General features: G+C 66.9%; 21 protein-coding genes. 13 read left to right on the forward strand and 8 right to left on the reverse strand.

Features of this window, described 5'->3' with window-relative positions:
* Positions 1-84: 84 nt before the first annotated feature.
* The 4 genes from EGX94_RS02770 (at position 85) to EGX94_RS02785 (ending at position 8,113) form a co-directional block, all read left to right on the forward strand.
* Positions 85-6,117, forward strand: a complete 6,033-nt coding sequence (locus tag EGX94_RS02770) for a DUF6531 domain-containing protein (protein WP_123825865.1) — start codon at positions 85-87, stop codon at positions 6,115-6,117.
* Positions 6,078-7,145 (forward strand): IS630 family transposase, encoded by a 1,068-nt coding sequence (locus EGX94_RS02775; protein WP_081707345.1) that lies wholly within the window; start codon positions 6,078-6,080, stop codon positions 7,143-7,145. Before EGX94_RS02770 ends, EGX94_RS02775 begins: the two co-directional genes overlap by 40 nt.
* Positions 7,146-7,466: 321 nt before the next feature.
* On the forward strand, positions 7,467-7,601 hold the full coding sequence (locus EGX94_RS14245) for a hypothetical protein (protein ID WP_404825115.1): 135 nt from the start codon (positions 7,467-7,469) through the stop codon (positions 7,599-7,601).
* Between the two features lie 17 nt (positions 7,602-7,618).
* Positions 7,619-8,113 (forward strand): hypothetical protein, encoded by a 495-nt coding sequence (locus tag EGX94_RS02785; RefSeq protein WP_123825867.1) that lies wholly within the window; start codon positions 7,619-7,621, stop codon positions 8,111-8,113.
* 174 nt (positions 8,114-8,287) lie between these two features.
* Here the strand turns inward: EGX94_RS02785 and EGX94_RS13275 are convergent, their stop codons facing one another.
* Positions 8,288-8,731, reverse strand: a complete 444-nt coding sequence (locus EGX94_RS13275; protein WP_155948321.1) for a hypothetical protein — start codon at positions 8,729-8,731, stop codon at positions 8,288-8,290.
* 118 nt (positions 8,732-8,849) lie between these two features.
* On the opposite strand from EGX94_RS13275, the gene EGX94_RS02795 reads away from it, so the two are divergent.
* The 6 genes from EGX94_RS02795 to EGX94_RS14250 all read left to right on the forward strand — a co-directional run bounded on the left by EGX94_RS02795 (position 8,850) and on the right by EGX94_RS14250 (position 15,250).
* On the forward strand, positions 8,850-9,377 hold the full coding sequence (locus EGX94_RS02795; protein WP_021797130.1) for a transposase: 528 nt from the start codon (positions 8,850-8,852) through the stop codon (positions 9,375-9,377).
* A 730-nt stretch (positions 9,378-10,107) separates the two neighbouring features.
* A complete protein-coding gene (locus EGX94_RS02800; RefSeq protein WP_043120932.1) occupies positions 10,108-10,344 on the forward strand; it encodes a hypothetical protein in 237 nt (78 codons plus the stop codon).
* Positions 10,345-10,612: 268 nt separating this feature from the next.
* On the forward strand, positions 10,613-11,680 hold the full coding sequence (locus tag EGX94_RS02805) for an IS630 family transposase (protein WP_081707356.1): 1,068 nt from the start codon (positions 10,613-10,615) through the stop codon (positions 11,678-11,680).
* A gap of 336 nt (positions 11,681-12,016) precedes the next feature.
* A complete protein-coding gene (locus EGX94_RS02810; RefSeq protein ID WP_081707345.1) occupies positions 12,017-13,084 on the forward strand; it encodes an IS630 family transposase in 1,068 nt (355 codons plus the stop codon).
* Between the two features lie 184 nt (positions 13,085-13,268).
* Positions 13,269-13,760 (forward strand): hypothetical protein, encoded by a 492-nt coding sequence (locus EGX94_RS02815; protein WP_021797112.1) that lies wholly within the window; start codon positions 13,269-13,271, stop codon positions 13,758-13,760.
* Between the two features lie 1,019 nt (positions 13,761-14,779).
* Positions 14,780-15,250, forward strand: coding sequence for a transposase (locus EGX94_RS14250; RefSeq protein WP_123825869.1), 471 nt, complete (start codon positions 14,780-14,782; stop codon positions 15,248-15,250).
* Positions 15,251-15,385: 135 nt separating this feature from the next.
* On the opposite strand, the gene EGX94_RS13280 is transcribed toward EGX94_RS14250, so the two are convergent.
* The gene (locus tag EGX94_RS13280; RefSeq protein WP_155948320.1) at positions 15,386-15,874 is read right to left on the reverse strand and encodes a hypothetical protein; all 489 of its coding nucleotides are present in this window, start codon (positions 15,872-15,874) and stop codon (positions 15,386-15,388) included.
* 118 nt (positions 15,875-15,992) lie between these two features.
* Here EGX94_RS13280 and EGX94_RS02830 point away from each other — a divergent pair, with 118 nt between their 5' ends.
* Together EGX94_RS02830 and EGX94_RS02835 are read left to right on the forward strand one after the other, a co-directional pair.
* Positions 15,993-16,436: a transposase gene (locus EGX94_RS02830; protein WP_051383763.1), complete on the forward strand. Its 444-nt coding sequence runs from the start codon at positions 15,993-15,995 to the stop codon at positions 16,434-16,436.
* Between the two features lie 370 nt (positions 16,437-16,806).
* Positions 16,807-17,505 (forward strand): A24 family peptidase, encoded by a 699-nt coding sequence (locus EGX94_RS02835; RefSeq protein ID WP_021797123.1) that lies wholly within the window; start codon positions 16,807-16,809, stop codon positions 17,503-17,505.
* A gap of 70 nt (positions 17,506-17,575) precedes the next feature.
* On the opposite strand, the gene EGX94_RS02840 is transcribed toward EGX94_RS02835, so the two are convergent.
* From EGX94_RS02840 to EGX94_RS02850, 3 genes are all read right to left on the reverse strand, one after another.
* The gene (locus tag EGX94_RS02840; RefSeq protein WP_123825871.1) at positions 17,576-18,367 is read right to left on the reverse strand and encodes a DUF4282 domain-containing protein; all 792 of its coding nucleotides are present in this window, start codon (positions 18,365-18,367) and stop codon (positions 17,576-17,578) included.
* Positions 18,368-18,523: 156 nt separating this feature from the next.
* Positions 18,524-19,573 carry an anthranilate phosphoribosyltransferase gene (trpD, locus tag EGX94_RS02845; protein ID WP_021797131.1) on the reverse strand — a complete coding sequence of 350 codons (1,050 nt, stop codon included), beginning with the start codon at positions 19,571-19,573 and terminating at the stop codon, positions 18,524-18,526.
* Positions 19,573-20,088, reverse strand: coding sequence for a DNA-binding transcriptional response regulator (locus EGX94_RS02850; RefSeq protein ID WP_021797116.1), 516 nt, complete (start codon positions 20,086-20,088; stop codon positions 19,573-19,575). Before EGX94_RS02850 ends, trpD begins: the two co-directional genes overlap by 1 nt.
* 435 nt (positions 20,089-20,523) lie before the next feature.
* Here EGX94_RS02850 and EGX94_RS02855 point away from each other — a divergent pair, with 435 nt between their 5' ends.
* Positions 20,524-21,987: a GuaB1 family IMP dehydrogenase-related protein gene (locus tag EGX94_RS02855; protein WP_021797132.1), complete on the forward strand. Its 1,464-nt coding sequence runs from the start codon at positions 20,524-20,526 to the stop codon at positions 21,985-21,987.
* 114 nt (positions 21,988-22,101) lie between these two features.
* Here the strand turns inward: EGX94_RS02855 and EGX94_RS02860 are convergent, their stop codons facing one another.
* The 3 genes from EGX94_RS02860 to EGX94_RS02870 all read right to left on the reverse strand — a co-directional run bounded on the left by EGX94_RS02860 (position 22,102) and on the right by EGX94_RS02870 (position 24,323).
* The gene (locus tag EGX94_RS02860; protein WP_021797122.1) at positions 22,102-22,467 is read right to left on the reverse strand and encodes a HesB/IscA family protein; all 366 of its coding nucleotides are present in this window, start codon (positions 22,465-22,467) and stop codon (positions 22,102-22,104) included.
* Positions 22,468-22,543: 76 nt separating this feature from the next.
* Positions 22,544-23,437: a glycerate kinase gene (locus EGX94_RS02865; RefSeq protein ID WP_123825873.1), complete on the reverse strand. Its 894-nt coding sequence runs from the start codon at positions 23,435-23,437 to the stop codon at positions 22,544-22,546.
* Between the two features lie 43 nt (positions 23,438-23,480).
* Positions 23,481-24,323 carry a PspA/IM30 family protein gene (locus EGX94_RS02870; RefSeq protein WP_021797264.1) on the reverse strand — a complete coding sequence of 281 codons (843 nt, stop codon included), beginning with the start codon at positions 24,321-24,323 and terminating at the stop codon, positions 23,481-23,483.
* Positions 24,324-24,396 lie beyond the last annotated feature (73 nt).

Consider the following 24,396-nt stretch of genomic DNA (forward strand, 5'->3'; position numbering starts at 1 on the left):
TCGGCGCCCGGGTTTAGCGTCGGTGGGGTGTGGCCGCCCGCCCCCGGTCCGGCCTGTCTGCGCCTGTGTGGGAGGGATCGTGCCGTGGCCGAGTACTCGGGCAGGCTGGGAGCCTATGACGAGCCGGTGGCGGTCGATGACGCCACGGCTGATGCGTTGAAGTCGGCGGCGGGGACGTTGTCGGGCACCCTGTCGGGGCAGGCCGCCTCGCGGGCGGGGTGGGCGGCGACGGCGTCTGCGGATTTCGAGGGTCATTACGCGGACGTGTTCGACGCGAACGCGAGGACGGCCTCGACGGACTGCACGAACATCGCATCGGCGTTGGACGACCTGGTGGCCGAGGTGCAGAAGCTGAAGGAGGCCGCCCAGGCCGAGCGTGAGCGGAGGAGGCAGGCCAAGGAGTGGGCGGACCGGCAGGACCGGGAGAACATTCTCAAGAGGGGCTGGGACTGGGCGTCCAACGGCGACAAGCCCCCCTCGGGCCCGGCCCAGGTACCGCTGCCGGAGCCCCACGAGCCGACGACCACACCCTGGTCCGAGCCCGCACCCGGCCCGGCGGGGGCGGTGTCCTCGGCCCGGCCTGATGATCTGCGGACGTACTCGACGAACGTGACCGGCGCCAACGACACCGTCACCACCCAGAAGGGGACCCTGGAGGGGGCCATCGCCGACTTCGCCGAGCGGTGCTCGTGGTGCAGGATCGACGCGTCCGGGATCACGGGCGCGCTGGCCACGTTCGGGGCGAACAACACGAACGAGACCCGCTGGGTCGACACGGTCGCGGCCGCGTTCGAGGCCGCCGGCGGGTCCGGGACCATCTCCACGGTCTCGGACGCGGCCCTCGACGCCTCCCTCCAGGCCGCCGGCGTGGCCCGGACCCGCCAGCCGGTCGACGTGACCGCCCCGAGCATCCTGGGCGACCCCCAGACCTCCGGGTACGCGGACGACCCGGTCAACACCACGACCGGGAACTTCATCGAACCCGAGACCGACCTCGCCTTCAGCGGCGGGTGCGCGTCGTTGGGGTTCGACCGCGTGTACAACTCCCTGTCGGCCGGTATCGGGGCGTTCGGGCCCGGCTGGGCCTCCACCGCCGACCAACGACTGCTTGTGACCGAGGAGGGCGCGACCTGGATCCAACCCTCCGGCCGCCACATCGTGTTCCCGAGGCTCGGTGGCGGCTGGGACCGGGCCGACGGCGACAACTACTGGCTCCACACCACCGGCCCCACCGACAACACCGCCGGTGGTGCCGTCCCCACCGCCGACGGCCCCGCCGGCGAGGCCGGCCCCGCTGGCGGCGGTGGTACCGCCGGCCCTGGCGGCGCCCCCGACGCTACTGATACCGCTGGGGGCGCTGCCGGGCCGGCCGACGGGGACTCCCCCACCACCATGGCCACCACTGCCGGTACCACCGCCATGTCGGGCGCGCGTGCCGCCGGGGCCGCCTCCGCCGGCGGTGACGCGCATGCTTCCGCCTCCGCCACTGCCGATGCCGACCCCGGTGCTGGTGGTGTCGGTGGGGGCTCTCACGCCTCCAGCGCTGCTGCTTCGACCGCTACTACTGGCGGCCCTGCTGCCGGTGGGGGGTCTTCCACCATTACCGCCGGCTGGTTTGTGGTGTCGGACAATGCGGGTGGCCGGTGGGTGTTCGACCGGGCCGGCAGGCCCGTGTCGGTGTCCCGTGGGGCGGGGACCAGGGTGGGTTATCGGTGGGATGGTGACCGGCTGGTGGGCCTGTCGCACGAGCGGGGCCGGGCCGTCCGGGTGGAGTGGAACCCGGAGGGCACCCGGGTCGTTGCCTTGGTGGCGTCGGATGGGCGTCGGGTGGGCTACTCGTACGACCCGGCGGGCCGGCTGGTGGAGGCCGCTTCCGCGGGCGGGGCCCGCCGGTACGGGTGGGACGAGGCCGGTCTCATCGCCACTGTCACGGACCCGGACGGTGTGGTGGAGGTGGTCAACGCCTACAACGGGCGGGGGCAGGTGGTGTCGCAGCGGTCCCGGTTCGGCCGTACCTCGCACTACACGTACCTGCCGGGCGGTGTGACGCAGGTGGCTGATGGGGATGGTGGCCGGGCGAACACGTGGGTCCATGACCGGCGGGGCCGTCTTGTGGGGATGGTGGACGCGGACGGGGCCCGGCAGTCGGTCGGTTGGGACCGGTGGGGCAACCGGACCCTGGTGACGGGCCGCGACGGGGCGGTGACTGTTTTCCGGTATGACGGGCGGGGCCGGCTCGTCACGCGCCTGGAAGCCACGGGGGCCCGCACCGACTACGAATGGGACGAGGCCGACCGGGTCGTGCGGGTCACCGTCACCGACACCACCAACACCAGCGGGGCCGCCACCGGCAAAACCGACAGCACCAGCACCGGCAGCACCGGCAGCACCGGCACCGTCACTGGCAGCGGCGGCGGCGATGACGCCGGCGCTGGCAGCGGGGCCGCCGGCGGGGCTGGTGGGTCTGGGCCGGCGGTCACTTCGTACGGCTACGCGGGCGGGGACAGGAATCCGTCGACGGTGACGGACCCCTGCGGGGGCGTGTCCCGGCTGGTGTGGGATCGGGGCCTGCTCGTCGGGGTGGTGGATCCGGCCGGGGTGGCGGTGCGGTTGGGTTATGACGGGCACGGGGATCTGGTGTCGTCGACTGACGGGGACGGGAATGTGGCCCGGCTGGTGCGTGACGGTGCGGGCCGGCTGGTGTCGCGGCGGGACCCGGACGGGGCCGTGTGGCGGTGGGAGTACACGGCCGGCGGGCGTCTGGCCGGTGTGGTGGATCCGGGCGGGGGCCGGACTGGTTACGGGTACGGGGCTCATGGTGAGCGGGTTGAGCGGGTTGACGCGTTGGGGACCAGTGCCCGGATGGCGTGGGATGATGCGGGGAATCTTGCCGGGGCGGTGCTTCCGGACGGGGCCCGGTGGCGGTACGTGCATGACGGCCTGTCCAGGTTGGTGGCGACGGTGGACCCGGCGGGTGGGCTGTGGCGGCGGGAGTACGACGTCGATGGTGCGCTGGCGGCGACGGTGGATCCTGCGGGGGTGCGCAGGGACTGGGTCACGGGCGGCCGGGGGCGGGTCCGGACGGTGTCGGACGGGGCCGCGTCGGAGTCGGTGACCACGGACGGGCTGGGCCGGGTGGTCGCGGTGACCGGTGATGACGGGGCGGACCGGGTGACGTCGTATGACTTGTGCGGTCGGCCGGTCGGGTTCGTCGATGGCGGGGGGAACACGACCGGGCTGGTGCGGGACCGGGCGGGCAGGGTCACCGCTGTGGTGCGGCCGTCGGGGGCGGTCACCCGGTACGGGTATGACGTCTGCGGGCGGCTCGCGCGGGTGACCGACCCGGCGGGCGGGGTGGCCTGTTTCGTCTATGACGGGGATTCGCGGCTTGTGAAGGAGGTCCGGCCTGGTGGGGAGCGGGCGTGGTGGTCCTATGACGAGTGCGGGCGGGTGACCGCCCGGCACGTGCCGGGGTACGGCACGACCCGGTACGCCTATGACCGGTCGGGCCGTGTGAGGGGTCTCGCCGATCCGGTGTGCGGGCGTCGCCGGTTCCGCTACGACGGGGCCGGGAATCTCGTCGAGGCGGTCTCCGGGACGGGCGCGGTCACCCGGTACGGCTACGACCGGCTCGGTGCGCTTGTCACGGTGACGGACCCGACCGGCGGGGTGACCCGGTACGGGCGCGACGAGCTCGGCCGTGTGGTCAAGGCGACGGACGCGCTGGGCAGGGTCACGGTCGGCGAGTACGACCCGGCGGGCCGGCAGACGTCCCAGACCGGCCCGGACGGGCATGTGACCGGCTGGTCGTACGACCGGACGGGCCGGTTCGAGGCCCTGTCCTGGGACGGGGTCGTGCACCACACGGTCGCCCGCGACTTCGCGGCCCGGACCATGACGGTCACCGAGACCGGCGGTGTCACGCACACGGTCCGGTGGGATCATGCGGGCCGGCTCGTCTCCCGGGCCCGGGACGGCCGGGCCGTCCGGTGGGGCTACGACCGTGATGGGCGCAGGGCGTGGATGCGCACCCCCGACGGCCGGTCCGTCCGCTACGGGTACGATCCGGCCGGCAGACTCGCCCGGGTCGAGTCCTCCGCGTTCGGGCGGGTGGTCTACGAGTACGGCCCGTCCGGGCGGATGACCGCCGCGACCGCCGAGGACCGGGCCGGCCGGGCGGTGCGTCAGGAGTGGGAGCACACCGACGGGTTCGTCACCGGCCACATCGTCCGCCACGGCGGTGTGGTGTCGCACACGGCGGTGGGCCGCGACGAGACCGGCCGGGTCGCGTGGACCAGCCGGGACGGGGCCCGCACCGCCTACACCTACGACGGCGCGAACCAGCTCACCGCCGTCACCGGCGACGGCGGCACCACCGCCTACACCTGGGACCGGGCCGGCCGACTGGCCACCGAAACCACGGCTGGTGGCGTCACCCGCCACTACACCTACGACGCGGCCGGCCAACTCACCCGGACCCGCCGGACCACCACCGGCGCCGGCGAGGACACCGGCGGGGGCGCCGGCGGCGGGGAGGGCCTGTCGGCGTGGTTCTCCTACGACCCGGCCGGCCGCAGGGTCCGTGAGGAGCACGCCGACGGCACCATCCGCACGTACGGGTGGGGGCCCCTGGCCCGTCTCGAGACCGTCACCATCGACTCGGCCCTGGAACACGCCCGCACATCACTGTTCACCGACGCGCTCGGCGAGCTCGCCGCCCTCGACGGCCGGCCCCTGGACTGGGACAGCGCCGCCGGGTTCCCGTCCCTGGTGTCGGCCGCCGGTGCCGGTGTCCTGTCCGTGCCGGGGTTCACCGCCACCACGGGCGGCGGCTGGCGGACCCCCGGCTGGCGCACCACCCGCACCACCAGCGCCGGCGGCGGTGACGTGTGGGCCGTCGGCGCCGGCACCCCACTCGACACCCCGGCCGGGCCGGCCGCCGGTGGGATGCTGCTGGGCGGGGCCGGGGAGCTGGTGCTGCCCGGCGGCCTCGAAGCCCTGGGCGCCCGCTTCCACGACCCCGCGACCCGGGCCTTCCTCAGCCCCGACCCCCAACAGCCGACCACCGGGGCCGGCTGGGCCGCCAACCCGTACGCGTACGCCGCCAACAACCCGGTCGCCTTCACCGACCCGACCGGCCTGCACCCCCTCACCGACGCCGACATGAACGCCTGGCGGGACCGGCACACGACCGGCCTCGCGGCCGCCGGGGACTGGCTGAAGGACAACTGGGAGTACATCGCCGCCGGCGCCGCGGTCGTGGCCGGTGTCGCGCTCATGTTCACCGGCGTCGGCGGGCCCGCCGGCGTCGCGCTCATGAGCCTGTCCGGGGCCCTGGTCTCCGGCGGGATCAGCATCGCCCAGCAGAAGCACGAGAACGGGTCCGTGGACTGGGGCCGGGTCGGCGTCGAGGCCGCGATCGGCGCCATCCCCATCCCCGGCGGCGGAGGAGCCGCGGCCGGACGCGAAGCAGCCGCCACAGCCGGCCGCGAAGCCCTCGAGACCACCGGACGCGAAGCAGCCGAGCAGGCCGCCCGCACCACGGGCGAACGCGAACTGTCCACCATCGGCACGGACGCCGCCGAGAACCTCGGCGACGACACCGCCCGGGTCGCCCACGACGCCTGCAACGGGGCCGCCTGCTTCACCGGCGACACCCCCGTCCTCATGGCCGACGGCAGCTCGAAACCCATCCAGGACGTCCAACCCGGAGACCAGGTCGCCGCCTGGGACCCCGACACCGACACCACACAGGCACGCACCGTCACCCGCACCTGGACCCACGAGAACACCGAAACCCTCGTGGTGAGGCTCGAGGACGGCGGCCAGGTCGAAACCACCGCCGGACACCCCTTCCTCACCAAAGACCACGGCTGGACCCCCGCAGGACACCTCAAACCAGGCGACCAGCTCCACACCCCCGACAACACCTGGGTCACCGTCACCGCGGTCCAGACCACCGGACACACCCGCACCGTCCACAACCTCGAAATCGAAGACCTCCACACCTATGGCCGTCATGAAACGAAACCGTATTTTTCGTGGATTTCCTGTGCTGTTTCGGATATGATTGGGACATGCAGGTTGAGGTCACCGGGGAAGAAACCGCCGTCCTGATCAGGTGGAAGAAGCGCGCGGACAATTATGTGTTGGTGCGGATGAAAGCAGAAGCGATCCTGTACGCTTCTCGAGGCGTTGATGTGAGCATCATCGCTGAAATGGTTGAGCGCAGCGTGAAAACCATCCGGGAGTGGCTGGCCGGTTGGCGGGACAGCAGGATGTGCTCGGTGCTGACCGGGCATGCGGGGAACCAGAACGCGGCGAAACTCACCCGTGCCCAGAAGGAAGACCTCAAGGCCGTCTTGGCCCAGCCGCCCTCACAGTCCGGGATTGATGCCGAGTTCTGGGACGTCCCAGCGATACGTGACGTCGTGAAGATCCTGTTCGATGTCGAGTACGAGTCAGATTCTTCGTACCAGCTGCTCCTGCGGTTCTGCGGGCTGAGTTTCAAGCTGCCGGACCCGTTCGACAAGCACCGCGACGAGCAGGCCGTCACCAGGCGCATGGTCGAGGTGAAAGCCCAGGTCAAGGACCTGTTGGACGCCGGTTGGGAGGTGTACGCGGCAGACGAGGTGCGCCTGGAGCATGAGGCCGAGACCCGCCGCATGTGGCTCCCGAAAGGACAGCGCACCAAACTGTCCGTGGACCGGAAGAAGACGTCCCAGTCGTTCTTCGGTGCTCTCTCGTTGACCAGCAAGAAGGTCAAGTTGTATCCGATCGAGGGGAACCAGAACACCGAGCAGACAATCCTCGCGCTGGACCGACTTCAACGCGAAACCGACACCGAGAAGATCGCGGTCGTCCTCGACAACGCCCGGTTCCACCACGCCAAGATGCTGACCGGTCTCTACGAGCCCGGTCAACTGCTGGAACGCATCACCCCGATTCATCTGCCACCGTATGCGCCCGACCACAACCCGGTCGAGCACGTCTGGAACACGGCCAAGAACAACATCGCGAACATCCAGCGCGAGACCCCCGAAGAAACCTTCGGCGCGTTCGCCTCATACATCACCGGCCGCACCTTCGACTACGACTTCGAACACCTCCCACCCCGCGACACCGAAAACGATCTTGTTTCATGACCGCCATACCACGTCAAAACAGGCACCACATGGACAACAGTCCACAACAGCTGCATCCGGCAAGTCGATTACGGTTCAACGGAGCTCAGCCAAGCCGTCCAAGAACAACGCCTCGCTGATGGGTGGAGCCGTGGCGGCGCAACAGCCACGAGCGCAAAAGGAAACTATGCAGCGACTCGCCTCGATGGACCAGATGGTCCGATTGAAGTTTTTCGCTCTAATAAAGACTGGCACGCCGAGCAGGGGGCTGTCAAATAATATGGTGATCGAATTGTCGAGCTGTACACTGAACGTCAACCCTGTTCGTCTCGATGTGATCCAATGCTCCGAGGAAGAAATATCGATACAACGTATTCTTATCCGTGGACATCAGGAGCAAATGAAACTGCACAAGCAATTAGAGATACGACAAATAGCGCACTTGGCGATGCCGTACGAAATCTGTTCGGGAGGTAACAACTGTTATGGTAGCGATGATCGACAGAAGCCCATGGGGGTTCAGGGCTCAGGATATTTGGGGAAAATTTTGCCCCGACGAAACTCTTAGAAAAATTCCTAAAAGGGTATATGGCGTTTTCGATCGGATTGACGAGCCTGTGATCCGTGGAGATTTTCCAGATAGATTGGTGATTGGAAATCCGAATCGTTGCATTTATATCTGTGAGGGGGATGGATCTGTTATGAGAAGTGGCATCGATAGCCCCGAATTCATCAATTCGGATGTAAATAAGTTTATTTGGTCACTCGAAACTTTTGCTCAATTTTATCCATATTATACAGACGACACTGAAATAGAGTCCATACGCAGAAAAGAAGGTGAAATCAAGAAAGCTTTAGTGAGTATCGATAAAGCTGTTTCTCGAGATACGGATTTTTGGTTTGGGCTCCTAGAGGACTTTGAATCGTATGGCGAATTTTCTACAGAATTTCTTTTTGATGAATATGGGGTTGACGCCGCAACGGACTAACCCCCACCGGTCTTGTAATGGATTGGGGAGTTATCCAAAACTATGGCTGACATGAAACGAAACCGTATTTTTCGTGGATTTCCTGTGTTGTTTCGGATATGATCGGGGCATGCAGGTCGGGGTCACCCCCGAGGAAACCGCCGTCCTGATCAGGTGGAGGAAGCGTTCCGACAATCATGTGCTGGTTCGGATTAAAGCAGAAGCGATCCTGTACGCCTCCCGTGGCGTTGATGTGGGCATCATCGCTGAAATGGTCGCGAGCGGACGGAGCGGACCGTGCAGGAATGGCTGGCCGACTGGCGGGCCACCAGGATGTGCTCGGTCCCGGCCGGGCACGCCGGGAACCAGAACGCGGCGAAACTCACCCGCACCCAAAAGGAAGAACTCAAGGCCATCTTGGCCCAGCCGCCCTCCCGGTCTGGTGTTCACGCCGGGTTCCGGGACGTCCCAGCGATACGTGACGTCGTGAAGATCCTGTTCGACGTGGAACACCAGTCGGACTCCTCGTACCAGCTGCTCCTGCGCTTCTGCGGGCTGAGCCTCGAACTGCCCGACCCGTTCGACAAGCACCGCAACGAGAAAGCCATCACCAGACGCATGACCGAAGTGAAAACCCAAGTCAATGCCCTGTTGGACGCCGGCTGGGAGGTCTGCACGGCAGACGAGGCCCGCCCCGAGCACGAGGCCGAGACCCGCCGCATGCAGCCCCCGAAAGGACAACGCACCAGACCGGTCCGTGGACCGGAAGAAGACGTCCCAGTCCTTCTTCGGCGCCCTCTCGCTGACCAGCAAAAAAGTCAAACTGTACCCGATCGAGGGCAACCAGAACACCGAGCAGACGATCCTCGCGCTGGAACGACTCCAACGCGAAACCGAGACAGAGAAGATCGCAGTCGTCCTCGACAACGCCCGATCCCACCACGAGAAAGCGCTGACCGGCCTCCACGAGCCGGGCCGGCTGCTGGAACGCATCACACCGATCCATCTGCCACCGTACGCGCCCGACCACAACCCGGTCGAGCACGTCCGGAACGCGGCCAAGAACAACACCGCGAACATTCAGCACGAGACCCCCGAAGAAACCCTCGGCGCGTCCGCCTCATACATCGCCGGCCGAACATTCGACCACGACTTCGAGCACCTTCCCGCCCCGCGAAACCAGAAACGATTTTGTTTCATGACGGCCATAGTTTCCACCGGGATCCCAAAAGAAGGCGAACGTGTATACCGCATATGGAGGGAAAGATCCGACCCTTCCAGATGAACTTGCACAACAGTCCGGACCATGGGGACACAGTTGGACCCGAGTCGACCCAAGAACCATATCCAATTACAGAGATATCGCCGGACTTCCAGAAGGCGCAAACTATGGAAGATTCGTAAGCGAGGGAGTCGTCAATGGCGCTTCAGGTATGACCTCTCGATCGGCACTTCCACTTGATGGAAACGCGGGAGGATTAGATGAGATACTTGTCCCAAATCCAGAGACGCAGATCACTTTGACGGGAGTATATGGTGTCAATCCACCATTTTGAAAAGAAAGTATGGATGCTTACACCAGAAGAAAACCCGGATCCTCGCCTACAAGTTCTGGCAACCCTTCTTCGATGGCTCCGGACGAGACACAGAAAGGGGTATGCTCTCGTCCGATTTACACCAAGTTTGAGCCCTGAAAACTGGGGGCTCAGTGGCCTTGCGAATAAAGGATACAGGCTGCCACTCACCGAAGGAATTCTTATACCACGACATGCAGGGTACTCGTTGTCGGGAGATGGGCCTTATCCAATGAGTGCACATATCACCAATATTCCTAATAATATAACAGATGACGGAGTCGTAGAAGACAATTCCCTAAAAAGTCTTTTTTGGGTTGTTGCTTCTCTTTGCAACGAAGAAGCCTGTCCATGAGGAATACATAGAGGTTTATATCGTCACCATGAAACGAAACCGTATTTTTCGTGGATTTCCTGTGCTGTTCCGGATGTGATCCGGGCGTGCAGGTCGAGGCCGCTCCGGAAGAAACAGCCGTCCTGATCGGGTGGAAGAAGCGTTCCGACAATCATGTGCTGGCGCGGATGAAAGCAGAAGCGATCCTGTACGCCTCTGAAGGAGTCCGCACCGGCATCATTGCGAAAATTGTTGAGCGGGCCGAGCGGACAGTGCAGGAATGGCCGGCCGAGTGGCAGGCCACCAGGATGTGCTCGGTCCTGACCGGGCACGCCGGGAACTAGGACGCGGCGAAACCCACCCGCGCACAGGAGCAAGGACTCAGGACCATCCTAACCCGGCCGCCCTCCCGGACGGGTGTCCGCGCCGGGTTCTGGGACGTCCCAGCGATACGTGACGTCATGAAGATCCTGTCCGACGCCGAACACCAGTCGGACCCTGGAGTGCTTGGTGTTTTTCGGACAGTGGTGAAATGATCGTGAGGTATGGCTGACATGAAACGAAACCGTATTTTTCGTGGATTTCCTGTGCCGTTTCGGATATAATCGGAGCATGCAGGTCTGGGTCGCCCCGGAGGAAACCGCCGTCCTGATCAGGTGGAAGAAGCGTTCCGACAATCATGTGCTGGTGCGGATGAAGACCGAAGCGATCCTGTACGCCTCCCGTGGCGTTGATGTGGGTATCATCGCTGAAATGGTCGAGCGGGCCGAGCGGACCGTGCAGGAATGGCTGGCCGACTGGCAGGACACCAGGATGTGCTCGGTCCTGACCGGCCATGCGGGGAACCAGAACGCGGCGAAACCCACCCGCGCACAGAAGCAAGAACTCGAGACCATCTTGGCCCGGCCGCCCTCCCAAGCGGGTGTTCACGCCGAGTTCTGGGACGTCCCGGCGATACGTGACGTCGTGAAGATCCTGTTCGATGTCGAGTACCAGGCGGACTCCTCGTACCAGCTGCTCCTGCGCTTCTGCGGGCTGAGCTTCAAGCTACCGGACCCGTTCGACAAGCACCGCGACGAGCCGGCCATCACCCGGCGCATGGCCGAGGTGAAAACCCAAGTCAAGGCCCTGCTGGACGCCGGCTGGGAGGTCTACACGGCAGACGAGGTGCGCCTGGAGCATGAGGCCGAGACCCGCCGCATGTGGCTCCCGAAAGGACAGCGCACCAAACTGTCCGTGGACCGGAAGAAGACGTCCCAGTCGTTCTTCGGTGCTCTCTCGTTGACCAGCAAGAAGGTCAAGTTGTATCCGATCGAGGGGAACCAGAACACCGAGCAGACAATCCTCGCGCTGGACCGACTTCAACGCGAAACCGACACCGAGAAGATCGCGGTCGTCCTCGACAACGCCCGGTTCCACCACGCCAAGATGCTGACCGGTCTCTACGAGCCGGGTCAACTGCTGGAACGCATCACCCCGATCCATCTGCCACCGTACGCGCCCGACCACAACCCGGTCGAGCACGTCCGGAACGCGGCCAAGAACAACACCGCGAACATCCAGCGCGAGACCCCCGAAGAAACCTTCGGCGCATTCGCCTCATACATCGCCAGCCGAACATTCGACTACGACTTCGAGCACCTCCCACTCCGCGAAACCAGAAACGATTTTGTTTCATGACGGCCATAGTTGAGAGGAAACATGACAAAAGAAGTGCCATGGCATGGCCCGGTAGAATGGTGCACAGTCATCGAACACCATCCGTGGGGCCTGGACGTGAGGACCGACGACTCGGACATCATCGGTGTCATCGATCTGAGATTCATCGGGGATGACATCCTCTGCATCAACCCCGAGAACTGGCCTCCCGTCGGCGCACGTCTGAAGGTCAGACGTCAAGGAACCACTCCGAACGGCCAGATCCGGTACACGGCACGAGAAAGTGAACTATGGCCGTCATGAAACGAAACCGTATTTTTCGTGGATTTCCTGTGCTGTTTCGGATATGATTGGGACATGCAGGTTGAGGTCACCGGGGAAGAAACCGCCGTCCTGATCAGGTGGAAGAAGCGCGCGGACAATTATGTGTTGGTGCGGATGAAAGCAGAAGCGATCCTGTACGCTTCTCGAGGCGTTGATGTGAGCATCATCGCTGAAATGGTTGAGCGCAGCGTGAAAACCATCCGGGAGTGGCTGGCCGGTTGGCGGGACAGCAGGATGTGCTCGGTGCTGACCGGGCATGCGGGGAACCAGAACGCGGCGAAACTCACCCGTGCCCAGAAGGAAGACCTCAAGGCCGTCTTGGCCCAGCCGCCCTCACAGTCCGGGATTGATGCCGAGTTCTGGGACGTCCCAGCGATACGTGACGTCGTGAAGATCCTGTTCGATGTCGAGTACGAGTCAGATTCTTCGTACCAGCTGCTCCTGCGGTTCTGCGGGCTGAGTTTCAAGCTGCCGGACCCGTTCGACAAGCACCGCGACGAGCAGGCCGTCACCAGGCGCATGGTCGAGGTGAAAGCCCAGGTCAAGGACCTGTTGGACGCCGGTTGGGAGGTGTACGCGGCAGACGAGGTGCGCCTGGAGCATGAGGCCGAGACCCGCCGCATGTGGCTCCCGAAAGGACAGCGCACCAAACTGTCCGTGGACCGGAAGAAGACGTCCCAGTCGTTCTTCGGTGCTCTCTCGTTGACCAGCAAGAAGGTCAAGTTGTATCCGATCGAGGGGAACCAGAACACCGAGCAGACAATCCTCGCGCTGGACCGACTTCAACGCGAAACCGACACCGAGAAGATCGCGGTCGTCCTCGACAACGCCCGGTTCCACCACGCCAAGATGCTGACCGGTCTCTACGAGCCCGGTCAACTGCTGGAACGCATCACCCCGATTCATCTGCCACCGTATGCGCCCGACCACAACCCGGTCGAGCACGTCTGGAACACGGCCAAGAACAACATCGCGAACATCCAGCGCGAGACCCCCGAAGAAACCTTCGGCGCGTTCGCCTCATACATCACCGGCCGCACCTTCGACTACGACTTCGAACACCTCCCACCCCGCGACACCGAAAACGATCTTGTTTCATGACCGCCATAACCCTCCCCGCAACCGAACAGGAGTGGCTGGACAGTCCCGCAGGTAAAGCCTGGCTCGCCGATCAGAACAACGACCCAGGGCCAGCCTGACATCTGCTGTGCATCCAGGCCCTCCGATTTGACCAGATCCACCTCGACGAGGATGGTCATGCAAGCTGGGGCGTTCGAAAAGACCGGTGAGCTGGAGGGCACTGGCATCGGGGATCGCTCCCGGCGACCAGCTCCACACCCCCGACAACACCTGGGTCACCGTGCAGAGCATCGAGGCCACCGGACACGCACGCACCGTCCACAACCTCGAAATCGAAGACCTCCACACCTGCCACGTCCACACAGGCACCACATGGACAACAGTCCACAACAGCTGCACAGTCGACAAAGTCATCCAAGAAACCCAACAGGGCAAAGGTAACATAACAAGTCAGTTCAAGTTGACGGAGGATGAGGCGCTTGAAGTTGGAGAAAAATGGTTAGGAAATGAGTATTCTGAGATTGGAAGATCCGGCCAAGGGGTATTCAGAAGCGCAGACGGAACTCGTCAATTTAGAATTGATGATGGTTCTTTGACTGGAGCGCATTCTCCAGGAGTTCCACACGTACACCTTGAAGCATTTTCTCCTGGTGCAAATTACCCATACGTGAACAACCACATACCGCTTATCAGGTAATACCAAAGGTAAATGAAATGAATATCCCTATCGGCAAGATTGGATTCATAGAATCCGGGAGTCAAGCAGGGTTTTTTATCAAAATAATTCACGATGCCCCTAGCCATGACAGCGGATATTATATCCTGACAAATCGCAATAAAGAATACTATGATAATTGGGTTGTGGACTATGAATCATTAAAAGGGTTTTTGCAGAGGTGGACTGGATAATAAATTGGGATATTGAAGATGTGAATATTGAAGGATGGGAGATTACTTAAAACCTTAATTTTTTGGACCGAGAAACCCATTCGAAACTCTCGGCAATCCCGGCTCTGACTATGGCCAGCATGAGACGGAACCGTGTTTCGTGGGTTTCCTGTGCCGTTTCGGATGCGGTGGGGGCGTGCGGGTCGGGGTCGCCCCGGAAGGAGACCGCCGTCCTGGTCGGGTGGAGGAAGCGTTCCGGTAGTCGCGTGCTCGCCGGGATGAAGACTGAAGCGATTCTGTACGCCTCCGAAGGGGTCAGCACCAGCATCATCGCGAAAATGGTCGAGCGGACGGAGAGGACCGTGCAGGAATGGCCGGCCGAGTGGCAGGGCGCCAGGATGCGCCCGGTCCCGGCCGGGCACGCCGAGAACCAGGACGCGGCGGAACCCGCCCGCGCCCGGAAGCAGGAACCCGAGACCATCCTGGCCCGGCCGTCCTCCCGGACGGGCGCCCGCACCGGGTTCCGGGACGCCCCGGCCCTACGTGAGGTCGTGAAGATCCTGTTCGACGTCGAACACCAGTCGGGCCCCTCCCACCGGCTGCTCCCGCGCCTGTGCGGGCCGAGCCCCGGGCCGCCCGACCCGTTCGACGAGCACCACGACGAGACGACCATCACCCGGCGCATGGCCGAGGCGACGACCCAGGTCAAAAGCTTGTCGGACCAGGGCTGGAAGGCCCACACCGCAAGACTGAGGCCCGCCCCGAGCACGAGGCCTGGACCCGCCGCATGCAGCCCAGCCCCCGAAAGGGCAGCGCACCAGGCCGTCCGTGGACCGGCGGAGGACGTCCCAGTCCTTCTTCGGCGCCCTCCCCCCGACCAGCAAGAAGGTCACGCTGTATCCGATCGAGGGGAACCAGAACACCGAGCAGACGATCCTCGCGCTGGAACGACTCCAACGAGAAACCGAGACAGAGAAGATCGCAGTCGTCCTCGACAACGCACGATTCCACCACGCGAAAGCGTTGACCGCCCTCTACGAGCCGGGCCGGCTGCTGGAGCGCATCACACCGGTTTATCTGCCGCCGTACGCGCCCGACCACAACCCGGTCGAGCACGTCTGGAACGCGGCCAGGAACAACATCGCGACCATCCAGCGCGAGACCCCCCGAAGAAACCCTCGGCGCATTCGCCTCATACATCACCGGCCGCACCGTCGACTACGACTCCGAACACCTCCCACCCCGCGAAACCAGAAACGATCCTGTTTCATGACAGCCATAAACTCCAAAACATCGTAAATAATCTCTATAAAGGGACTATAAATCCTGAACGCGTTGGCGACGGGACTATGGCTAACATGAAACGAAACCGTATTTTTCGTGGATTCCCTGTGCCGTTTCGGATATGATCGGGGCATGCAGGTTGAAGTCACCTTAGAAGAAACCGCCGTCCTGATCAGGTGGAAGAAGCGTTCCGACAACCATGTGCTGGTGCGGATGAAAGCAGAAGCGATCCTGTACGCCTCCCGTGGCGTCGACGTGGGCATCATCGCTGAAATGGTCGAGCGGACGGAGAGGACCGTGCAGGAATGGCTGGCCGAGTGGCGGGCCACCAGGATGTGCTCGGTCCTGACCGGCCATGCGGGGAACCAGAACGCGGCGAAACTCACCCGCACCCAAAAGGAAGAACTCAAGAAAATCCTCGCCCAGCCACCCTCCCAGACGGGCGCCCGCACCGGGTTCCGGGACGTCCCAGCGATACGTGACGTCGTGAAGATCATGTTCGACGTGGAACACCAGTCGGACTCCTCGTACCAGCTGCTCCTGCGCTTCTGCGGGCTGAGCCTCGAACTGCCCGACCCGTTCGACAAGCACCGCAACGAGAAAGCCATCACCAGACGCATGACCGAAGTGAAAACCCAAGTCAATGCCCTGTTGGACGCCGGCTGGGAGGTCTACACGGCAGACGAGGCCCGCCCCGAGCACGAGGCCGAGACCCGCCGCATGCAGCCCCCGAAAGGACAACGCACCAGACCGGTCCGTGGACCGGAAGAAGACGTCCCAGTCCTTCTTCGGCGCCCTCTCCCCGACCAGCAAGAGGGTCACGCTGTACCCTGTCGAGGGGAACCAGAACACCGAGCAGACGATCCTCGCGCTGGAACGACTCCAACGCGAAACCGAGACAGAGAAGATCGCAGTCGTCCTCGACAACGCCCGATTCCACCATGCGAAAGCGTTGACCGCCCTCCACGAGCCGGGCCGGCTGCTGGAGCGCATCACGCCGATCCATCTGCCACCGTACGCGCCCGACCACAACCCGGTCGAGCACGTCCGGAACGCGGCCAAGAACAACATCGCCACCATCCAGCGCGAGACCCCCGAAGAAACCCTCGGCGCGTCCGCCTCATACGTCACCGGACGCTCCTTCGACTACGACTTCGAGCACCTCCCACTCCGCGAAACCAGAAACGATCCTGTTTCATGACAGCCATAATTCTACCTCACGATCATTTCACCCACTGTCCGAAAAACACCAAGCACTCCACATTAACCACTGTCTGAAAAACCTACATCACTCCACCCAGCCGAGCACGAGCAAGCCTGGCACCGCAACCACCCCGCCGGGCCAGTACAGGCCGCCCCGTCACCAGACCCCGGCAAACGCGCCCCCGCGCCAGCCGGAACCAGACAGACAAACCCCCACAAAACCTAGGACTTGACACGCGGCAGACCCCCCGACCTGCCCCACTGCCGCATGGCAGAGCACATGGGGGGCACCCCCGGGGCTCCGGGTCGCCCCGCGCGGACCGCACGGAGGCCTTCCGGACGGGCCCAGCTGTCAATAGGCTCGTGTCATGGCCGACCCGCCCCTGGTCGCGTCCTCCTGGCTCATCGGATGGGCGCTGTGCCTCGCCGCCTCGCTGCTGCTCGTCGCCGTCCACCTGCGCCTCCTGGCTCGCCAGCCCGAGCCCGACCCGATGGTGCCGGGTGCCGAGGGGAAGACTCCGTACGCGCTGCTCGCCGTCAGCGGACGGGTGCGGCTCATCTGCCTGCTGGGGGCCCTGGGGTCCTCGGCCGCGACGGCCACCGCCGGGCCCCTCGCCCCCGCCTGGCTGGTCTGGGGCTCCGGGGCGGTCGTCCTCGTCGGCGTCGACGCCGTCTCGACATGGATACCGCGCGGCCTCACGAGGCTGGTGCTCGGCGAGCTCGCCGCCGCCCTCGCCCTGGGCGCCGCGCTCGCACGCGACCCGTGGCCCCTCGTCGGCGCAGCCGCCGGGGCCGTCGCCGTGGGCGGTTTCTTCTGGCTCGTCTGGCGTTCCGGCGCCGGTCTGGGCTTCGCCGACGTGCGGCTCGCCGTCGGGCTCGGCGCGCTGACGGGCTCGTCCGGCACGGGCATCGCCGGGGTGATCGGCGCCGTCATGGTCGCTGCGGTGCTCGGCGCGCTCACCGGGATCGTCCACGGGCTCGGACGGGCGCGCCGCAGGCCCTTCGCCTACGGGCCGGCGCTGTGGGCGGGCGCCTACGCCTGCCTCGTCCAGCGGCTCCTGCGCTGAGCCCGACACGGCGGGAGCCGCCCGGCCGATGGCAGGACGGCTCCTCGCCACCGATGGGGCCCGGACTCGCTCACTGCGATTCGAGGCGCTTGAGGATGTCCTCGGCGGTGCGCTGCGTCTTCAGGCTCGACAGGACGAACTCGCTGATCATGCGGGTGCCCAGGACGATGATCACCCCGGGGATCCAGCCGAGCAGGATCCCCAGCACGAGCATGACGCTCGAACCGCTGTTGAAGTAGGGGTCGATGGACGCGGCGCCGGTGCCGATGAGGATGGCGAAGAGCCACCACAGGATGCCCACGATCATCGACAGGACGTAGAGGATCTTCACGACGAGGGGCGTCACCATCTCGGTGAAACTGAGGTCGAACAGGGCGCGCAGGCCGTCCTTGTGAGCCGGAGCGGGTGCGGCGTAAAGGGCCTGCTGGGCGGCGTAGCCGCCCTGCACGGACTGGCCCTGCTGCCCCCAGTTCTGGCCGCCCCAGGGCTGCGCGGGCTGGGACGCGGCGGGCTGCTGGGCGGACGGACGGCCCGGCGCGCCACCCCACGACGGGGCGGATTGGGGCTGGGACGCGGTGGGCTGCTGGTGCCCCCAGGAACCGGTCGAAGAACCGCTGACCGGGGAGGAGGCCGCGGAGGCACTCGACGCGGACGCCGGCGTCTGGGTCGGAGCGCCGCGCCACCCCGGAACGGGGTTCGAGGTCGGTGCGCTCGAAGAGGCCGAGGTGGTGCTGCGCCATGTGGGCGCCGAGCTCTGGGAGGAGGGGGCACCCGGAGACGGTGCCGCCGAACCGGGGGCGAAGACGCGCGTCGCGTCGTCGGGCTCGTCGGGTTGGGACGTGCTGGTCGGATTCTCACTCATGGACCAATCATGACCCATCAAGGGCTCCGACGATCAAGGGGCCACATTCCGGCGCGGATCGACCCGCCCCACGACGCGAGGTCGACGAGGATCGGCGACCGGCACGGCCCCGGGCGGGGCCCGGACGCGGACGGCCCGGGCCCGCCCGCCGGGAGATCACTCCCGGGCGTGCTCCCGGGTCGAGGAGATCCACCGGTCGAGCAGCGCGGCGGCGTGGCCGTCGTCGATGACTCGCCGAGCCTGCTCGAGGCGGGCGCGCAGCTGGTCGGCGACCGGCTCATCGAAGTCCGGGCCGTCGAAGGCCAGCATCGCGGCCGCGGCATTCAGCGAGACGATGTCGCGCACCGGACCTGTGGCGCCGGAGACGACCTCGCGGACGACCCCGGCGTTGTGCTCGGGGTCGCCGCCGACGAGGTCCTCGCGGGTGGCAGGAGCCAACCCGAGCTCGGCGGGGTCGAGGACGGTGCGCTCGCAGCGGCCGCCGCCGAGGATCCACACGTCCGAGGGGCCCGTCGTCGTGAGCTCATCGAGGCCGTCGGTGCCGTGGAAGACGAAGCCGCGGTCGCAGCGCCGGGCCAGGACCCCGGCCATGAGCGGAGCGATCCGCTCGTCGGCGACACCGATCGCCTGGGCGTGCGGACGGGCCGGGTTGGCCAGCGGGCCGAGGAAGTTGAACACGGTCCGCACGCCGAGCGCCTTGCGGGTCGGGCCGAGATGACGCATCGAGGCGTGGTAGCGCTGGGCGTACAGAAAGACGATGCCGACCTCGGCGAGGACGGCCGCCTCGGCGGCCGGCGACAGGTCGATGACGACGCCGAGGGCCTCGAGGCACTCGGCAGTGCCGCACATCGAGCTGGCGGCGCGGTTGCCGTGCTTGATGACGGGGCGGCCGCTCGCCGCCGTGACGATGGAGGCCATCGTCGAGACGTTGACCGTGTTGGCGCGGTCGCCGCCGGTGCCGACGATGTCGACCGCCTCGCGCGGGAGCTCGAGCGGGAGGGCCCTGGAGAGCATGCCCTTGGAGAGGGCCGACAACTCACCGCTCGTCTCGCCCTTGGAACGCAGGGCGACGAGGAAGCCGCTCATCTGCTCGGGGCTGGTCCGCCCCGTGAGCAGTTGATCCATGGCCCACGCACCGGCCTCGTCGTCGAGATCATGGCCATTGATGAGTCCGGTGATGAGGTCGGGCCATGTCATCTGCGCCATCAGATCGCCATCTCCTCGGGAACGTCATGGTTGTCGTCGAGACCGTGCCGGCTCGACTGGCCCGGGGCTCCGAAGCCCTCGGTGGTCATGGGCATCGACGAGCCGGCGCGCGCCCTGCGCACGACGTCGGCCACCGTCTGGGGCAGACGGATGGGATCGACAGGGTAGGGCGAGATCGCCTCGGCGTCGGACCAGGCGGCCAGCCACGAGTCGGCCGCGCGCGCCACGAGCAGGACGACGAGCGGCGGGTGCGCGAACTCGTCCTTCATCTGGTGAGCGACGCCCATCCCGCCCGCCGGCACGGCCTCCCCGTCGAGGACCGCGACGTCATAATCCTCCTTCTCGAGGGCGGCCCACAGGGCGGGTTGGGTGGCGAACTCACTCGTCTCGAGCGGGGGCAGACCGGACGCGAGGGTACGCCCCAAGGCGAGCCGCACCTGCTCGCGCACCGTGCGATCGTCGGAGTAGATGATGACTCTAAGGTCGGCGGAGTCGGAACTGGCGTCGTTGCTCATGGGACCGTCCTCGGCTGGTTCAACGGATGCGAAGCTACTCGGCACATCGTAGCCCCATGCCGTGGACGGCGACGCCGCACCACCGGGATGAGACGCCCCGCCGTCGCCGCGCGGGGCACGGGCCGGGGGCGCCGTCGCCGCGCAGCACCGGATGGGGGCGCCGCGCCCCCATCCCGTCGCGTCTCCCACGTTCATCCGCTGCCCGTTCCACCCGTTCATCCGCTGCGCCCTCCCGGCTGCGACGGGCGCCCGGGAGGCCGTCCGCGATCGCGGCGACGATACGGGCGAGACGGGAGCCGCCCGGGGGACCCGCCGGGCGGGACGAGGGGCCATCACTCCGGGCCCGCGCGAGGGCACCCATGCCCGTCCTGCTCTCTGCACTGACCGCTCTGCGTCGGCCCGGGCCCGCACGAGGCGCCCGCATAGAATCGGACGGTGCGTTTCCTCAACCAGCAACCGGCCTACGACCTGACGTACAACGACGTCTTCATGGCGCCGAACCGCTCCAGCGTGCAGTCGCGCCATGACGTGGACCTCACCAGCCGCGACGGCATCGACCTCCCGCTGCCCCTCGTCGTCGCCAACATGACGGCCATCAGCGGCCGCCGCATGGCCGAGACGGTGGCGCGCCGGGGCGGTATCGCGGTCCTGCCCCAGGACATCCCCGTCGACTACGCCGCCAAGGCGATCAACCGGGTCAAGTCCTCCCCCACCGCCTTCGAGACCCCCGTTGTGCTCGGCCCGACGATGACCGTCGGCGAGGCTCTCGCCCTCGTCCCCAAGCGGGCTCACGGCACGGCCGTCATCATCGACGACGGAAACCATCCGATCGGCCTGTTCTCGCCGTCCGACGCGGCAGGCGTGGACCGCTTCGTGCAGCTCCACGACGTCATGACGACCGATCTGACCGTCGTCGACGCCGACACCGCCCCGCAGAAGGTCTTCGAGGCCCTCGCCTCGTCCCGCCACCGCCTGTCCATCGGCGTGGACGCCGACGGCACCCTCGTCGGCGTCATGAGCCAGCGCGGCGCCGTGCGCTGCGGTATCTACGCCCCGGCCCTGGACGAGGACGGCAGGCTGCGGATCGGCGTGGCGATCGGCATCAGCGGCGACGCCCAGGGCAGGGCCAGGGCCCTGCTGGACGCACACGCCGACGTGCTCGTCATGGACACCGCCCACGGACACCAGGAGCGCATGCTCGACGCCCTGTCCCGCGTCCGCCCGATCCGGGACGCCCATGCCGAGGCCACCGGGGTGCGCGTGCCGATCGTGGCGGGCAACGTCGTCACGGCCCAGGGCACCCTGGACCTCATCGACGCGGGCGCCGATGTCGTGAAGGTCGGGGTGGGCCCGGGCGCCATGTGCACCACCCGCATGCAGACCGGCGTGGGTCGTCCGCAGTTCTCGGCGGTCCTGGAGTGCGCCGACGCGGCGGCCGGGGCGGGCGGCGCGATCTGGGCCGACGGCGGGGTGCGGCACCCGCGCGATGCGGCCCTCGCCCTGGCGGGCGGGGCCGGTTCGGTGATGATCGGCTCGTGGTTCGCCGGCACGAACGAGTCCACCGGCGAGGTGCTCACCGACGCCGACGGACGGCAGTACAAGGAGAGCTTCGGCATGGCCTCGGCCCGCGCGGTGCGCAGTCGCACCCGTGACCAGAGCGCCTACGAGCGCGCCCGCGCCGCCCTGTTCGAGGAGGGCATCTCGAGCTCGCGCATGTACCTCGACCCGGCCCGCCCGGGCGTCGAGGACCTGCTCGACTGGATCACCTCGGGCGTGCGCTCGGCGTGCACCTACGCGGGAGCGCGCTCACTGGCGGAGTTCCACGAGAAGGCCGTCGTCGGCGTGCAGTCGCCCTCGGGTTACGAGGAGGGCCGGCCGATCCCGGTCAGCTGGGCCTGACCGCCCGCCGACTCGCCACCGGGCACGAGATCCGCCGAGCCGGGTCACCGGCCCCCGCACGGCGTCGGGGCGCAACCGACGGCGCAGAACGCGGCGACGGACGGCGGAGCGGGCTCAGTGGAAGGAGTCGCCGCAGGCGCAGGTGCTCGCCGCGTTCGGGTTGTCGATCGTGAAGCCCTGCTGCTCGATGGTGTCGGCGTAGTCGATCACGGCACCACCCAGATAAGGGGCGCTCATGCGGTCGACGACGAGGTCGACGCCGTCGTAGTGGTCGACGAGGTCGCCCTCGAGCTGCTCGTCATCGAAGGCCAGACGGTAGCGCAGGCCGGCGCAGCCGCCCGGCTGCACCTCGATGCGCAGCGCCAAGTCGTCGCGGCCCTCGGCGCGCAGCAGCCCGGCGGCCTTCGCCGCCGCGGCGTCGGTGAGCATCACGCCGGTGGTCCTCTCGGCAGCGGTGTCGGTCGTCGCGGTGTCGCTCATGTGGTCCTCTCCTCGCCTTCCCGGCCGGAGCCGGGCACGTGGGCCGGTCGGGCCCGACCCACACCACCCCAAGTGTCTACCAGAACCAGCTCCGGGCAAATGACAGGCAGCCGTCCGTGATGTCGCCGTCGCCGACGGCGTGCACGGCCTCGATGCCGTGCTCGCGCTGGCCCGCGAGGCTCGTACGGTTCGTCCGGGCGATGACGACGACGGGCCTGCCCGCCGCGTTCGCCCGCGCGACGACGTGGGCGACGACCGGACCGCCCCAGACGTCCACATCGAACTCGTCGCAGCCGGTGACGACCAGGTCTGCTGCGGCGATCGTCCGGTCGAGGTCGGCGATCTCGCCGAGGGCCTCGGGCCCGGTGAGCACCCTCCCGCCGAGGGCCAGGACGACGACCCCGGCTCCCCCGCCGGCGCCCGAGCCGGGTGCGGCGGCGAGGGCGGCCCCGTCCGGCGGGGCCGTCGGGGCGGCGCCGCCGGAGGCGAGCAGATCGGCCCAGGCGACGAGCATCCGGTCGAGCGCCAGGCGCCGGGACAGGGGCAGGTCCGTCCGGGCGCCGGCCAGCCCGCGGACGCCGACCAGGACGGCGTCCTGCTCGCCCGAGCGGCACAGGCCGACGAGCGGGCGCTCGGCCAGGTGGGCGCGGACCGTTCCGAGGTCGAGCCGCTGCGCCCGGGAGTCGGGCCCCGCCGTCCCGACGGCGTCGACGAGCGAGCTCGGCCCTCCCCCGGCGAGGAAGGACAGGAGCATCGGGCCGCTGTCGTGGTCATGGCCGTCGAGCGGGATGAACAGGGTGTTGTCGGGCCCGGCGAGGTTCTCCTTGGCCGAGCGCCACGACGGCCCGAGTTCGGCCAGCGGCACGAGCGCGACCTCGGCGCCGGCGCTGCGCCAGGCGCCGCCGATCCCGGCCCCGGCGCGCCAGGCGTCGAAGCCGGCCATGGCATCCGCCGCGACGAGGACCCTCATGCGTCACGCCCCGTTCCCGCGGCCTGCGGCGCCGGTCGGCGGCTCAGGCCCGGTCGGTGTCGGAGCCGGCCTGCTCCGCGGGGGCCTCCGGCGTGGTCCGAGCGGCGGGAGCGGCCTGGGGGTCCGGTGCGGCCTGGGCGGTCTGCTCGAGCTGCGGGGCGGGGGCGGCCGTCGGGCCGGCGGCGAGGCCGAGCTGGGTCTTCATGGCGGCGAGCTCGTCCTCGACCGAGGCGGAGGAGGCCATGGCGTCGAGCTCGCGGGTGATGTCGTCCTTGAAGGTGCCGGAGGGGTCGTCGAGGGCGCCCGAGGCGAGCAGCTCGTCGACGGCGCCGGCGCGGGCCTGCAGCTGGGCGGTCTTGTCCTCGGCGCGAGCGATGGCCTGGCCGACGTCGCCGAGTTCGTCGCTCAGGCCGGTGAAGGCCTCGTTGACGCGGGTCTGGGCCTCGGCGGCCGAGTACTGCGCCTTGATGGTCTCCTTCTTCGTGCGGAAGGCGTCCACCCGGGCCTGCAGCTGGGTGCTGGCACGGATGAGCTTCTCCTCCTCCTCGGCCAGCGCGGCGTGCTGGGCCTGGAGATCGCTGAGCTGGGCCTGCAGGCCGGACTTGCGGGTGAGCGCCTCCCTGGCGAGATCCTCCCGGTCCTGGGACAGGGCGCGCTGGGCGGCGAGGGTGAGCTTGTCCATCTCCTGGCCGAGCTGGTTGCCCTGGATCTCGACGCGCTTGCGGCTGGTTGCCACGTCGGCGACGCCGCGGCGCACCTTCTGCAGCAGCTCCAGCTGGCGCTGATAGGAGTAGTCGAGGGTCTCACGGGGGTCCTCATGCTTGTCGAGGGCCTTGTTGGCCTTCGACTTGAAGATCATGGAGAGCCGTTCGAAGATTCCTGCCATCGGTGCATCGATCCTTCCGGTGCCGATGCCCTGCGCGCTGCCGCACGAGGGCCCTGTCCCCCACAGCCTATTG

It is taken from the genome of Propionibacterium acidifaciens (assembly GCF_003798325.1).
In the GTDB taxonomy this organism is placed as follows: domain Bacteria; phylum Actinomycetota; class Actinomycetes; order Propionibacteriales; family Propionibacteriaceae; genus Propionibacterium; species Propionibacterium acidifaciens.